Here is a 14,791-nt window from a genome sequence, read left to right on the forward strand (position 1 = left end):
ATGAGTATTCCAAGCCATATTCTTGAACAATTAAATAGCCAAGCTGACCTGATCAGCATCATTGGTCGTCATACGACGCTCAAACGTGCTGGCGGTGAGTTTAAGGGCTGCTGCCCGTTCCATGGTGAGAAATCGCCGTCTTTTTATGTGAATCCTCAAAAGAACATCTATCACTGCTTTGGCTGTAGTGTCGGCGGCAACGCCATTAGCTTTTTGCGCGATTATGAGAACCTTACCTTTATCGAGGCGGTCAACGAGTTATCGAAGCAAACGGGTATCGAGGTCCCAAAAGATGAGCAAAAAAACGTCAGCTATCAGCGCCGCGCATCCAAACCTGTTAAACCATCAAAATCAGCGACGCCGCCTTCAGCCTCATCGATTAGCAACAATGCGTCCAATAAAACAGCGTCTGAACAGCCGCCTATCAGCACCGATGAAAATAATCACCACTCTCAAGACCTGCCTGTAGATATTCCGTATGGTGCGGACTACGATGTCGGTCGTTTCAACAGCCCTTATGATAACGACCACAACTTTGATAACTTTGGTTATGATAATAATCAAAACCTGTCGCCTGCGTGGGATACCGACAATGACGCTGGATTAGCAGACCCGCAAGCTGACCAAGATGGCAACTTATATGATCTACTAGAGCAGATTGCAACCTTCTATCAGCAAAGCTTAAGTACGCACCCGCATGCTATGCATTACTTTACTGCGCGCGGCGTGACACCTTCTATCATTGAGACCTTTGGACTAGGCTACGCACCTTTTGGCTGGCAGCACTTAGAGCATCAATTCCCGCAAGACATCGAAGGACTCAAAGCGTTAGGTTTAGTGCGTCAGTCAGAATCTGGGCGCGATTATGATCTGCTGCGCGATCGGGTTATCTTCCCGATACGTGATAATCAAGGTCGCACCATAGGTTTTGGCGGGCGGGCGCTCGATGACGAGGTCAAACCTAAATATATCAACTCCTCCGACTCACCCGTCTTTCACAAGCAGCATGTCCTCTATGGCTACTATGAGTCGCGCCAGCAGCGCGCAGATAGCTGGCTTGTAGTTGAGGGTTACATGGATGTTATCGCCTTATATCAAGCAGGTATTTATGGTGCAGTGGCCTCAATGGGTACGGCAATCAACGAGAGTCAGATTGCACGCCTGCTCACTATGAACCCAACACTGACCCTAAGCTTTGATGGTGATAGTGCTGGACAAAAGGCCGCTTGGCGGACGCTTGAGGTCGCGCTGCCCGTACTTGGTGATGACAAAGAGCTGCGGTTTTTGAGTTTGCCTAGTGAGCATGATCCCGATACGTTTATCAAGGCCAATGGGCTGGACGCCATGCGCGAGCAAATAGCCCATGCCATGCCTTTATCACAATATATCTTTGCCTACTTAAGCGAGCGCCATAATCTAAGCCTAGCGGAAGGCAAGGCTAAGCTGATGTCGCAAGTTCGCGCCTTGACGACCTCGTTGCCCAAAGGAAGTAGTTTTCGGTATTTGCTCAATAATGATATCTATCAAAAGCTTGGCGGCAAACGCAGTCAGAATACTGAGGCCAAAGACGCTTTACTCAACTTTGATGGCGACATGACCATCAGTCAGCAGTTGCAACTGTGCTTTTTGTTTCAACCGCGTATGCTCATTGACGATCCCATCGAATCCATTTGGCGACAAGCAGGCATCGATCGCTTAAACATACCGGCACATATTATGCAACGAGCATCGGCTGATACCTTGCGCCCACTTGCTTGGCAGGATTTGCAGGATACTGCTCTGTTCGATGTAGTCAGTACCATTCAGCGCTGCCTAAGCCATTTGCCAAATGACGCTAACGCCGCCGCGCACTTTGTTTTATCAAACCTCAATCCCGATCATCAGCCTATGCTGAGTCGCAACTGGGGCGCGTTCTATAAAGCGCTGACTACAAGGAATGTCCTTAGCCTCGATGATTTGGTCGAAGAATTGGTTAGTCAATTGCTTGAGCGCACAATGAAAAAAAGAATGCAGGAGCTGATAAAAAACCCTGACCATATCAAGCAAGCCATCGTCAATATGCAAACTCAGCATTTGAGCAACTGGCTACGTGCCAAGCGAGCAGAACAAGCCACTCAAATGGCGAGTAGCCAGATTTAGCGCACTGGCAAATTTACTACTCTAATGTTTTTTCGATGCAAAATAAACATGCTATTTAAACCCAAGTTGTCTTTAACCCTTTAAAACATTAGCCATAATCCCCATTGTTTATACATACCAGATGTTAAAACCCTACTCGTACTGATGGTTATTAGAACACGTTGAGCTAGCCAAATATAAGAATAAGCCGTTTGATAGTTAGGGTCTATTAATAACAGTACGACTAAAAACAGTATAACTAAGAACAGTACGACCGCCAAAAACGTCTATTACGCTTTAACGTGAATTGCCCAGTCTGTGTTAAACTACGCCGTTGTGCACTTTTGAGCATCTTTAGGTGTTGTATTTGTTATAACCGTTTCAAGCCTTAATTATATCCACTCATTTTTATTATTACTGACGAACCTGACGCTCATTTTTGACCTATTCCCTATTTGGGTCGTTACTGTATAAGCGCCTCACTGTCACGTCATAAAAATGTCTGTACAAAAAAAGCGAGTATTTATGAACGATAAGTCAGTTTCTAAATCTACCTCTCAGCTAGCCACCTTGATTCAAATGGGTAAAGAGCAAGGGTATCTCACTTATGCTGAGGTAAACGATCAGCTACCCGACTCTATTACCGAAAGCGATCAGATCGAGGACATCGTACAGATGTTAAGTGACGTCGGTATCAAAATCTTTGAGTCCGCACCCGACGCTGATGATATCTTGATGAATGATGACTCAAGCGATGACGAAGCGGCAGCTGATGAGGCGGCGGCAGTACTCGCAGCAGTCGAGACTGAGCCTGGTCGCACCACAGACCCTGTGCGTATGTATATGCGTGAGATGGGTACCGTTGATCTCTTGACACGTGAAGGTGAGATTGCCATTGCCAAACGTATCGAAGAAGGAACTCGTGACGTACAGCACGCGATGGCGTATTGGCCTGGTACCGTGCAGTTTATCCTTGACGAATATCAGCGTGTGCTCGATGGTGACAAAAAACTCTCTGATGTGATAACAGGATTCTTAGATCCTGAAACTGAAGCAGATAAGCAAGCCGCCAAAGAAGAAAAAGAGCGTGCCAAAGAAGAGCGCGAACGTATCAAAGAAGAAAAAGAGAACGCGCCTATCATCAAACCAAAAGCCAATGTTAAAGATGATGATGAAGACGATGAAGACAGCGATGATAATGATGGCGATGATGAAGGCGAAGAAGAAGAAGAAACAGGCGGTATTGATCCTGAAGAGGTTCGTTTACGTGTCGAGGAAATCAGAGAGCTATTTATCACTGCTAAACAAGCTCTGCTAGACTATGGGCGCGGTAGCGCGCAAGCTGTAGAAGCCTACGAGCAACTCGCCAGCCGCTTTATGATGCTCAAACTTAATAATCGTATGTCAGATCAAGTCATGGCTATCATGCATGATGTGTATGATGACGTGCGCAAACAAGAGCGTCAAATCATGCGCCTCGTCATTCGCCGTGGTCGTATGCCACGCGAGGAGTTCCGCAAGACTTTTCCTAGTAATGAGACCAACGTTGATTGGCTCATTGAGCGCCTAAAAGGTAAGCCCGTCTTTGGTGAAACCTTAGAAAAAGTCACCGACGATGTCATTCTGTTGCAACGCAAGATTCGCGATTATGAGCAGCAGCTCGATATGCAAATTGTCGATATGAAAGATGTGGCACGCCGTATGGCGGTCGGTGAAGCAAAAGCCCGCCGCGCCAAAAAAGAAATGGTCGAGGCTAACTTGCGTCTGGTTATCTCTATCGCCAAAAAATATACCAATCGCGGTTTACAGTTCTTGGATCTGATTCAAGAAGGTAATATTGGTCTGATGAAAGCGGTCGATAAGTTTGAATATCGCCGTGGTTATAAGTTTTCAACTTATGCCACATGGTGGATTCGTCAGGCGATTACGCGCTCAATAGCTGATCAGGCGCGTACGATTCGTATACCAGTGCATATGATTGAGACGATTAATAAAATCAACCGTGTCTCACGCCAGCTATTACAAGAGATGGGTCGTGAGCCAACCCCTGAGGAATTAGGCGAACGCTTAGAGATGGACGAGGTTAAGGTGCGTAAAGTACTAAAAATTGCAAAAGAGCCTATCTCAATGGAGACGCCAATCGGTGATGATGAAGACTCGCACTTAGGTGATTTCATCGAAGATGGGACGATTTCAAGCCCTGTCGATGATGCAACCTCAGCCGGTCTACGTGAGGCGACGCGTGATGTATTAGGTAACCTGACTGAGCGTGAAGCTCGCGTACTTAAAATGCGTTTTGGTATCGATATGCCAACCGATCATACGCTTGAGGAAGTCGGTAAGCAGTTCGATGTGACGCGTGAGCGTATTCGTCAGATTGAGGCAAAAGCGCTGCGTAAATTGCGTCATCCTTCACGCTCAGAGCACCTGCGTTCTTTCTTAGAGAATGACTAAACTTTAAGTATTGCTAAGTCGATTAGAATTAAATAAGCTGAGCGAGTCTCAGCTTTTTTGTGTCTGCTAGATATAAAGTAGCTTGCTACCATACATGTATTAACAAGCTGATAAGACTTATATTTGTAGCGATAACATAGCTCCTACTGCCTCTTTATAGCTCAATACTGACCCTTGAAAAATCACTTACCGGCCACTATATATAGTGCATAAAGTGATTCGACTAAGCTTACTGGTATAAAAAAAAGCTTATCGGGCGCTACCAAACAACAATAAGGACTCTACTATGAGTAATGATTCAAACAACACTATTGATCAAGGCAACCTCACTCAAAACCAAAATCAAGCGACAAAAGCGGATAACAAAAAGGACGTTAAAGTCACTGAATTGGTTGCCAATGACGGTATCTTAAAAGGCAAAAAAACCGATATTCAAAATCCTGAGCTATGGGACTTTCCCATGGACTACCCGATGAGCATCATCGGTCACGAAGGCGAGCATGAGAACTTACTCAATGAAGTCAAGCTAATCCTTGGCAGTCAGTTTCCAGATTTTGATTTGGCATCCATTCAAGTCAAACCGTCCAAGACAGGGCGCTTTCATTCAGCTCGCGTTAATTTGTATTTGACTGAAGCTCAGCAAGTCAACGCCCTCTATGCAGCACTCGATGAGGCCAAGACGGTACGTATGGTAGTGTAGAGGTCATAGCACCACCGATGGCTATTCACTCTAATCGCTACCTTTTATAGAGTAGCGATTTTTTATGATCATCTTTGTGCCAAATCCATAATCTGAGCGCAAAATTTGAGTGTACTTATGCCTATTTTATAAATAGATAAATAATTTCATTTTTACAAAAATTTTATAAATAATCTTAAATTCTCCTACCCCTTGCCACATCACCCTTTGCGTCAAAATCGCACCTCTTTACTGTCGTCACAACATAAATAAATCCTAAAATCAATATAGTATTTTCAAAATATTCGGGCTATATTGTGCCTACTTAACAACAAACACGCTATATGTAGTGCTCGGTGAATTTTCTTGTCACTAGGGCTACGGTATCGTTTGGCTCAAAAAAAGTGCACGGTATGCGTAATGTTTGGAACGATGAATGTTCAAGACTACATGTCGTACTATAAAAACAATCGCTAAGATTTTGGCAGATAACAACATTAAATGAGGGACAACATGACACATATCGATACGATAAAAGTAACCAAACGCGACGGACGCTTAGAACCTATTGATTTAGATAAAATTCATAAGGTGATTGAGTGGGCAGCCGCAGATTTGGATAATGTGTCAGTGTCACAAGTTGAGCTCAAATCACACATTCAGTTCTATGAAGGCATCAAAACGCGCGACATTCACGAGACGATCATCAAATCTGCCGCTGATCTGATCTCAGAGGAGACGCCTGATTATCAATACCTTGCTGCTCGCCTTGCCGTCTTTCATCTACGCAAAATCGCCTACAATCAATTTGAGCCGCCACACCTCTTTGATCATGTGACCACGCTTACCAATGCAGGCAAGTACGATGAGCATATCCTAGCCGATTATAGCCGCAGCGAATTCGATGAGTTAGAAGACTACATGGATCACTGGCGCGATATGAACCTCGCCTACGCTGCTGTTGAGCAAATGGCGGGCAAATACCTCGTGCAAGATCGCGTCTCCAAAACCGTTTTTGAGAGTCCGCAGTTTCTGTATATGCTGGTCGGTATGTGTCTATTTGCCAATTATGACAAAGCTGAGCGATTAAGCTACGTCAAACGCTTTTATGATGCCACCTCACAGTTCAAAATCTCACTACCGACACCAATCATGTCCGGTGTGCGTACGCCATCGCGTCAGTTTAGCTCCTGCGTACTGATCGAATGTGGTGATAGCCTAGACTCTATTAATGCCACCACCAGCGCTATCGTGCGTTATGTGTCACAGCGCGCAGGTATCGGCATCAACGCCGGTCGTATCCGTGCCCTTGGTAGCCCAATCCGTGGCGGTGAAGCGCAACATACGGGCTGTATCCCCTTCTATAAGCTATTCCAAACAGCAGTGAAATGCTGTTCACAAGGTGGCGTGCGTGGTGGGGCTGCGACCCTCTTTTATCCATTATGGCATTTAGAAGTGGAATCGTTACTCGTCCTCAAAAATAATCGCGGCGTTGAAGATAACCGCGTACGTCATATGGATTACGGCGTACAGATTAATAAAACTTTATATACGCGCTTAATCAAAGGCGAAGACATCACGATATTCTCCCCAGGCGATACGCCAGGCTTGTATGATGCATTCTTTGAAGATCAAGACAAATTCGAAGCGTTGTATACCAAATACGAGCAAGACGAGTCTATTCGTCAGCGCAAAATTCCTGCGTCAGAACTATTTAGCTTGATGATGCAAGAGCGCGCCAGCACGGGTCGTATCTATATTCAAAACGTCGATCATTGCAACACCCATAGCCCGTTTGATGCGACGGTTGCGCCAATTCGCCAGTCCAATCTATGTATGGAAATCGCTTTACCGACCAAACCGCTTGATAACATCAATGACGAAGCAGGCGAAATCGCCCTGTGTACGCTATCTGCGGTCAATCTAGGTAAAGTCGATAACGTCAGCGACATCGAAGAGCCTGCCGAGTTGATCGTTCGTGCGCTTGATGCCCTACTCGACTATCAAGACTATCCAGTTAAAGCGGCTCATAATGGCAGTATGCGTCGCCGTACGCTCGGTGTTGGCGTCATTAACTATGCCTATTACTTAGCCAAGAATGGCGTGCGCTATTCCGACGACTCGGCATTGGGTCTCACCCATCAAACCTTTGAAGCATTACAGTACTATCTGTTAAAAGCGTCAAACAAACTAGCGAAAGAACAAGGCGCGTGCCCTGCCTTTAATGAGACGACGTACTCGCAAGGTATCTTGCCGATTGATACTTATAAAAAGGACTTGGATAAGATCTGCCAAGAGCCACTACATCTCGATTGGGAAACGCTACGGACTGAGATTACCGAACACGGTCTGCGTAACTCTACCCTAACCGCGCTGATGCCGTCTGAAACCTCCAGTCAGATCGCCAACGCGACCAACGGTATCGAGCCACCACGCGGCCTGGTCTCTATCAAAGCGTCGAAGGATGGCATCCTCAAGCAAGTCGTGCCTGAGATCGAAAAGCTACGCGGTCAATACGAGCTACTGTGGCAAATGCCGAATAATGACGGCTATCTCAAACTCGTCGCTATCATGCAGAAGTTCGTTGACCAAAGTATCTCAGCCAATACCAACTACGATCCGGTTCGTTATGAAGGCGGTCGTGTGCCGATGAAGATATTGCTCAAGGATTTACTCAACGCCTATAAGCTTGGGGTGAAGACGTTGTATTATCACAATACCCGTGATGGTGCGAATGATGCGCAAGCGGATATGGAAGATGATTGTGCTGGCGGTGCTTGTAAGATTTAGGTTTTTTAGCAACTAGTGAGGACACACTTCAACATTGAAGAAGTGTGTTAAATATATATAAATCACCACTATCAATAAATGTCTTCTCAAAGCATAAGACTAATTTATGAGCCAACTGTAAAGAAACAATCAATCTAACGACTTAGTTTTCAAAAGGAATTCTTCTATGGTTGCTAGCTTTAACAATTTAAATGAAAACAGTCCGAAAAAACAAGGTATTGAAGTAGTAAATACAACAAGCATAATTACTCCCAAAATATATCAGGACATTTATCATCAAATTACTGGTAGAACTGAAAAGATATCAAAAACCTACGATGACAACCTTCTAGTTAGCTTCGAAGAAGTCAAACAACTGCACATAAAAATACTACAAATAAAAGATATTCATGAAATTTTAGCACAAAATGAAACTATCACTATATTCTATGCTGGTGATAGAAAGGAAATCTTTACTTCCTTCGCAAGATTTGAAAAATATAATTCCAGCAATACAAAACCAACAGTAAGCTTGATACTTAAGTATAACTTTTCACTTTTACTAGCTGGTACTTCAGCACCTCAAGAGTATGTAATAACAATAAAATTATCATCTAGGCTTTCTATTATTGAATCTTTAGAAGAGAAAAAACCTAGATTTATACCTCAGGGTTTGATAAATGCATTTACTTCTGATACTGCTGAAATTAATGTTGAATATGTAGATTACTTAGTTGCAAGTACCTATCTTCATTCTTTCGACGAATGGATTACTGGTTGCCCTACAAATCCTAGTAATAAGATACTAATACGGGCGCAATCTCTTTCTCATTACATCCCAAGAATAATTCAGCTAGCTATTATAATTGTTTGTGTATTTTATTATGATATTTATATAGGTACGTTACCAGACTACTTTAATAGAGATTGGGGACAATTCTTTTTATACTCTTTGGTAGCTTTTTTCATACTAATAAAACTAGCATTTATGATTGGCAGAAAAATTGAAAGATACTTAGATAGCTTTCAACAGGATTCTTATTTAGATCTAAATAAAGGGGACTCCAAACTAATAGCCAACTCTTCCTATAAAAGAAGGAAAACTTATCTAAAGATTTTCTTTCAGTTATGTTTAACTGTTATTTTAGGTATTATTAGTTCGAAAGTTTCTATACTATTTTGATGATATGCTTAGAGCTGTAGGGTGGGTTAGCCAAAGCGTAACCCACCATGGATATTTAAAAATGATACAAACGGTGGGTTAGTTTTATCAAATTCTCTACGAGAATTTGATAAAACTAACCCACCCTACGCCCAAATAGCAATAGCAATAGTGATAAGGGTTGTGGGGTGCGGCCAGCGCACCGAAGATATCAAAGTTAAGTACGATGGTGCGCGAGGCACACCCTACAAATTACGCTTATATAATAAAGTGTTCAAGAAGTGCGAATGGTGCTCAAACTAGGCTTTTTAGCTCCGACTGTAGCGGTATCCTGCCAACGCTGATGGCGATGCAGGCTGTGGCTGGTCGTAGTATCGAGGCAACAGGAATGCGACCAGACACAATAGACTGCACGCCAGCGGCTAGGCAGATACAAGCGGTAGGCGGGATGAGCTACCCAATAACCATACGATGATACACAGAGACTCAAGCTTTAACGCTATAATAAAAATATAGAACCACAGACAGCGGAGGCTGTAGACATGGCATATACCGCAATCATCAAAGACGGTGGGCTCTTTATCCCTAATGTATTTTCAGACCTAGACGATGGCAGCTCGCATATCGTACAAGTGGAGCTAGATCTGGACGAGGTACGCGAACAACTTGAGATAACTGACGCACCCAAAGAGACAAAAACGGTAAAAAGAGCGCCAAAGAAACCACCAAAAAAAGCCACATCGAAACAAACGCAAGATACTGAAACCAGTATGCTTGGTAAAGGCGATATCGGTGAGCTACAAGGACTCAATGATATGGAGCTAAGTGAGATTATAAAAGCCTACATGAATGACGAATCAGAATCATCATAGGTCGCTCTATAGCATTTATGACGTATCGCACCTAAACATTAATAACCGCATAACCACTAAAGGCAGTCCCATGACGTATTCAATCTTTAATCAAACGCCAAATAATGCGCTCACCGAGCCAATGTTCTTTGGTCAGCCGGTCAATATTGCCCGTTATGACCAGCAAAAGCATCCGATTTTTGAGCAATTGATTGAAAAGCAGCTGTCGTTTTTTTGGCGTCCTGAAGAGGTTGATGTCTCAAAAGATCGTATCGATTATGGCAATCTGTCCTCGCATGAGCAGCATATTTTCATTAGTAACCTTAAGTATCAGACCCTACTCGACTCGATCCAAGGTCGTAGCCCTAATATTGTACTGCTGCCACTGGTATCTATCCCTGAGCTTGAGACGTGGATTGAGACGTGGTCATTTAGCGAGACTATTCACTCGCGCAGCTATACCCATATCATTCGTAATATCGTCAATGATCCGGGTATTGTGTTCGATGATATTATGCAAAACGAGCATATCTTGGAGCGCGCCTCGGACATCGCAGGCTACTATGATGAGCTGTATCGCAACTCGCAGCTCTATAGTCTATACGGGGCGGGTACGCATAATGTCAATGGCGAAGAGATTACCGTTGATTTGCGCTCACTCAAAAAGCAGCTGTATATCTGTATCATGGCGGTCAATGTCTTGGAGGCGATTCGCTTTTATGTGTCGTTCGCCTGCTCGTTCGCCTTTGCTGAGCGTAAGCTGATGGAAGGTAACGCCAAGATTATCAAACTCATTGCTCGTGATGAGGCGCTACATCTAACGGGTACGCAGCACATGCTCAACCTCATGCGTCATGGCAAAGATGATCCTGAGATGGTCGAGATCGCCGCTGAGTGTCATGAGCAAGGCATCGAGATTTTCCGCAAAGCGGCTGAACAAGAAAAGGAGTGGGCGGGATATCTATTCAAAGATGGTTCGATGATCGGTCTGAATAAAGACATTCTGTGTCAGTATATCGAATATATCACTAACTTACGTATGGAAGCGGTTGGCTTGCCATCAGCGTTCCCGAACTCGAAGTCTAATCCGATTCCTTGGATCAATACGTGGCTGTCCTCCGATAACGTACAAGTTGCACCGCAAGAGACGGAGATCAGCTCATACCTCGTTGGTCAGATTGATTCGGACTTGTCAGAGAGTGATTTTGACGACTTTGAACTTTAATACTGAGCTCTAATACTGGGACTTAGTATCAGAGATTGAATGAGCACTGAGCAGTACGGAATTTATTATGACATGGGTAAAGACGAGTAAAAAACAGTTCTACTTGCATGCTGACGAGAGTCTGCTCGATGGGCTATTACGTACTGGTCACGAGGTTAACTTTCAGTGTAAGGAGGGCTATTGTGGTAGTTGCCGAGTTCGAAAAGTCTCAAGCTCGCATGAGGTCAGCTACCCCTTTGCACCCCTTGCAATGGTTGAAGATAATGAGATTTTGCCTTGCTGTTGTACGGTACAAGGCGTCATCCATATTAGTCATGAGTTCATTGACAGGTAAACACTAAATATCCTTGTTAAAATCGTTAAAAAACGCGCTGTCCTAATCAGGACAGCGCGTTTTTTGTGGTTTACCAATTAAGACTTACTGAGCGGCAGCGTCTTGCTCAAAGAGTTTCATCAGCTCCTCACGCATACGGTCGCGTTCGGCCTCTGACATCATTGGTGTATCGCCATTATCTTGCAGGTGTGGATTGATACCACCGAGGCCCTCTTGTTGCATCGCAACGGGGCGCTGTACGGCTTCTTGTACTGGACGCTCTTCTAAGACGATCTCGACTTCAGCGTTTTTGCCGCGGCGCAGTATTTGTGTCTTTAGCGCAGTGTTTGGCGGTTTGCGTGCTACATACTGGATGAGCGTATTAGCATCAGTCATCTCAACGCCATCAATCGTTAAGATCACATCGCCAATTTGCAAACCACTCTTGGCAGCAGGTCCTTGTGGTACGACGCTCAATACCTCAACCCCTGTTGTGGTTTCAAGCTGAGTGGGATCACGTAGCTGCGACTGAATCTCGATACCTAGCCAGCCACGACTGACGCGTCCGTCTTTGATCAGCGCATTCATCACCTGCTCAACGAGTGCCGTTGGAATAGCGAAGCCAATACCCATCGAGCCACCAGAACGGGAGAAGATCACGGTATTGATACCGACCAGCTCACCGCGTGCATCGACGAGTGCTCCACCTGAATTACCTGGGTTGATCGCCGCGTCTGTCTGGATAAAGTCCTCAAACTTATTGACGCCAAGACCAGTACGACCTGTGGCCGAGATAATACCTTGGGTCACCGTCTGACCCACCCCAAATGGATTGCCGATTGCAAGGGCCAGATCGCCAACACGGATAGGCTCTTCACGAAATCCTAATGGTGTCAGCCCCGTTATATCAACCCGAATGACTGCTAGATCACTGTCAGGATCAGTGCCGATAACTTTGGCTCGGCTTTTGCTCCCATCACTAAAAGCGACGGTTATCTCATCGGCTTTTTCGACTACGTGAGCATTGGTCACAATATAGCCATCTGCTGATACAATCACGCCAGAACCTAAGTTGGTGGCGGCTGGTCCCTGCTGATCACCTTGATTTTCAAAAAAACGGCGTAGCACAGGATCATCTATATAGGGATGCTCTGCCATCGTTTGGGTGGTATAGATATTGACTACCGATTGCGACGCGCGCGCGACCGCGTCATGGTACGACGACACCGGAACAGGCGTGTCCAATATAGGAGATGCGGTTTGCTCGATAGGCTGCGCTCTTGGTGGCTCCCATGTTGCCTCTGATGGTGTTCTCATACTCGTAAACAACCAAACAAACGCGGCGATTACTATCAGTAGCAATATCCAAGGTAGCCATTTTAGTAAGCTGTTTTTGCTGTTGACATTACGAGACGATGACATATAAAAGACCTCTGATGTTCGATATAAGCTATGGTTAATTCAATACAGATAATGGTTAAGAGCACGGATAGACAATGCCAAGATAGCTCTGAATTATAGCGCTCCTTGACCCATTATAGTAACGTATCCTGTACCATTTCAGTTATTGTGCTTATCTATGCATTTACAAGTGCTATGGTAATATAGCGACCTACTTCACTGATACAAATACAACTTATTGACTTATAACAAGGACAAGTAATGACTATCAAAGGCGACTTACTTATCACCGCTCAAACTTTGACGCAGTTTTGTGATAATTACTTGCAAGCGGATGCTTTTAAAGACTACTCGCCAAATGGTTTGCAAGTGGATGGCGGTCGTCCTATAGCCCGTATCGTGACTGGCGTGACCGCGTGCGAAGCGCTCATTGACGCCGCGATTGAGGCGGGTGCCGATGCCATTATGGTACATCATGGCTATTTTTGGAAAGGCGAAGATGAGACTATTACAGGGACGAAAGGTCGACGTATCGGTAAACTCATGCAGCATGGTATCTCTCTGATTGCCTATCATTTACCGCTTGACGCGCATCCTACCCTTGGCAATAACGCGATGTTGGCACAAGCATTCGGACTAACGATAACCGGTGCGCTCTACCCTCATGAGTCGCATCCTGTTGGCAATATAGCCACTTGCACCCCGCAAACTGCTGACGATCTAAAAGCGACCATCGAAAAAGCCCTACAGCGGACGCCTTTGCATATAGCAAGTCATTACGATGTTGAGGGTAAACCAAACCATGAGCCAAAGCTTATCGAACGCGTTGGTATCTGTACAGGTGGCGCGCAAGATATGATAGAGCAAGCCGCCATTATGCAATGCGATGCTTATATCTCAGGAGAGATATCGGAGCGTACCACTCATAGTGCGCGTGAGCTTGGTGTCGATTATTTTGCTTGTGGTCATCATGCTACTGAGCGCGGTGGTATTCAGGCTCTAGGAGAACTGGTAGCGACACATTTCGGTCTGCCAGTTACATTCATAGATATAGACAATCCTGCTTAGTCTAAGTGTTTCATTGGACACTGATGAGTACATTGGTATAAAAACCTACTAAATGTCTATTGTAAGCTACTATACTATCTCTAAAACTGACCCTGATTTTGACCGTTTACTACCCTATTATTAAGTTTTATCGCCTTTTACTTAACCCTACTTGAATAATAGCTATGAAAACCTCATAGTAATGGGATGTAAAAGACTGTCTTGTCATGAGACATTCCATTTATTATAGCTTCCGGTTATGGTGCTATCAGTCTACGGTACTGCGCTTTGTAGCGTTTAAAATACTGTGTTTGGACTTTTGGTATCGCGGCAATAGCAAAGTATGAGATTCTTTGTAAGTTAGGGAAATGTCTTAGCTAGTAAGATTACTCTTCTTTGCGTTATTGATATCGCTAGATGACAGCTTATCAAAACTGCTCATTTATACTTAGTATGTTTTGACATCGTACAACCTGCATTGAATACTCATTTATTGTATCGATGCATCTGCTGTTGTTTTATAACTTTTTCATGACCTTATCTGTTTTATAGCGCCATTTAATCTGTTTTGATGAAGGAATCATCTGAATACTATCCTTCATAATGCTGTGCGCGTAAGTTTCTTAATTTAATACTTTGGCTCTACGCTTACAGATAGATTGCTCGCTGATGTCAGTTAATGACTGACGTATAACGAGCGCGCTATTAAAACAAGACGATACCTTAGCCAATCATAGGCTTAGGCATAGTTTAAAACGTATCAGTTTAGACT

The 14,791-nt window shown here is 44.3% G+C and carries 10 protein-coding genes; 9 read left to right on the forward strand and 1 reads right to left on the reverse strand.

Annotated features, from left to right (window positions below; all coding sequences use genetic code 11):
- From ACR64G_RS07140 to yfaE, 8 genes are all read left to right on the forward strand, one after another.
- Entirely contained in the window at positions 1-2,139 is a 2,139-nt protein-coding gene (locus ACR64G_RS07140; protein ID WP_435978627.1) for a DNA primase, read from the forward strand.
- A 504-nt stretch (positions 2,140-2,643) separates the two neighbouring features.
- Positions 2,644-4,572 carry an RNA polymerase sigma factor RpoD gene (gene rpoD, locus ACR64G_RS07145; RefSeq protein WP_435978628.1) on the forward strand — a complete coding sequence of 643 codons (1,929 nt, stop codon included), beginning with the start codon at positions 2,644-2,646 and terminating at the stop codon, positions 4,570-4,572.
- 406 nt (positions 4,573-4,978) lie between these two features.
- The gene (locus ACR64G_RS07150) at positions 4,979-5,272 is read left to right on the forward strand and encodes a YbeD family protein (RefSeq protein WP_435980673.1); all 294 of its coding nucleotides are present in this window, start codon (positions 4,979-4,981) and stop codon (positions 5,270-5,272) included.
- A 492-nt stretch (positions 5,273-5,764) separates the two neighbouring features.
- A complete protein-coding gene (gene nrdA, locus ACR64G_RS07155) occupies positions 5,765-8,041 on the forward strand; it encodes a class 1a ribonucleoside-diphosphate reductase subunit alpha (RefSeq protein ID WP_435978629.1) in 2,277 nt (758 codons plus the stop codon).
- A gap of 166 nt (positions 8,042-8,207) precedes the next feature.
- Positions 8,208-9,203 (forward strand): hypothetical protein, encoded by a 996-nt coding sequence (locus tag ACR64G_RS07160; RefSeq protein ID WP_435978630.1) that lies wholly within the window; start codon positions 8,208-8,210, stop codon positions 9,201-9,203.
- Positions 9,204-9,724: 521 nt separating this feature from the next.
- Positions 9,725-10,054 carry a hypothetical protein gene (locus ACR64G_RS07165; protein ID WP_435978631.1) on the forward strand — a complete coding sequence of 110 codons (330 nt, stop codon included), beginning with the start codon at positions 9,725-9,727 and terminating at the stop codon, positions 10,052-10,054.
- Between the two features lie 70 nt (positions 10,055-10,124).
- Entirely contained in the window at positions 10,125-11,258 is a 1,134-nt protein-coding gene (gene nrdB / locus ACR64G_RS07170; protein WP_435978632.1) for a class Ia ribonucleoside-diphosphate reductase subunit beta, read from the forward strand.
- A 67-nt stretch (positions 11,259-11,325) separates the two neighbouring features.
- Entirely contained in the window at positions 11,326-11,592 is a 267-nt protein-coding gene (gene yfaE / locus ACR64G_RS07175) for a class I ribonucleotide reductase maintenance protein YfaE (RefSeq protein ID WP_435978633.1), read from the forward strand.
- A gap of 84 nt (positions 11,593-11,676) precedes the next feature.
- On the opposite strand, the gene ACR64G_RS07180 is transcribed toward yfaE, so the two are convergent.
- A complete protein-coding gene (locus tag ACR64G_RS07180) occupies positions 11,677-12,993 on the reverse strand; it encodes a trypsin-like peptidase domain-containing protein (protein WP_435978634.1) in 1,317 nt (438 codons plus the stop codon).
- Positions 12,994-13,233: 240 nt separating this feature from the next.
- On the opposite strand from ACR64G_RS07180, the gene ACR64G_RS07185 reads away from it, so the two are divergent.
- Positions 13,234-14,040 (forward strand): Nif3-like dinuclear metal center hexameric protein, encoded by an 807-nt coding sequence (locus tag ACR64G_RS07185; RefSeq protein WP_435978635.1) that lies wholly within the window; start codon positions 13,234-13,236, stop codon positions 14,038-14,040.
- Positions 14,041-14,791: the final 751 nt, after the last annotated feature.

The sequence above is a fragment of the Psychrobacter sp. DM4 genome, assembly GCF_051307035.1.
GTDB lineage: Bacteria > Pseudomonadota > Gammaproteobacteria > Pseudomonadales > Moraxellaceae > Psychrobacter.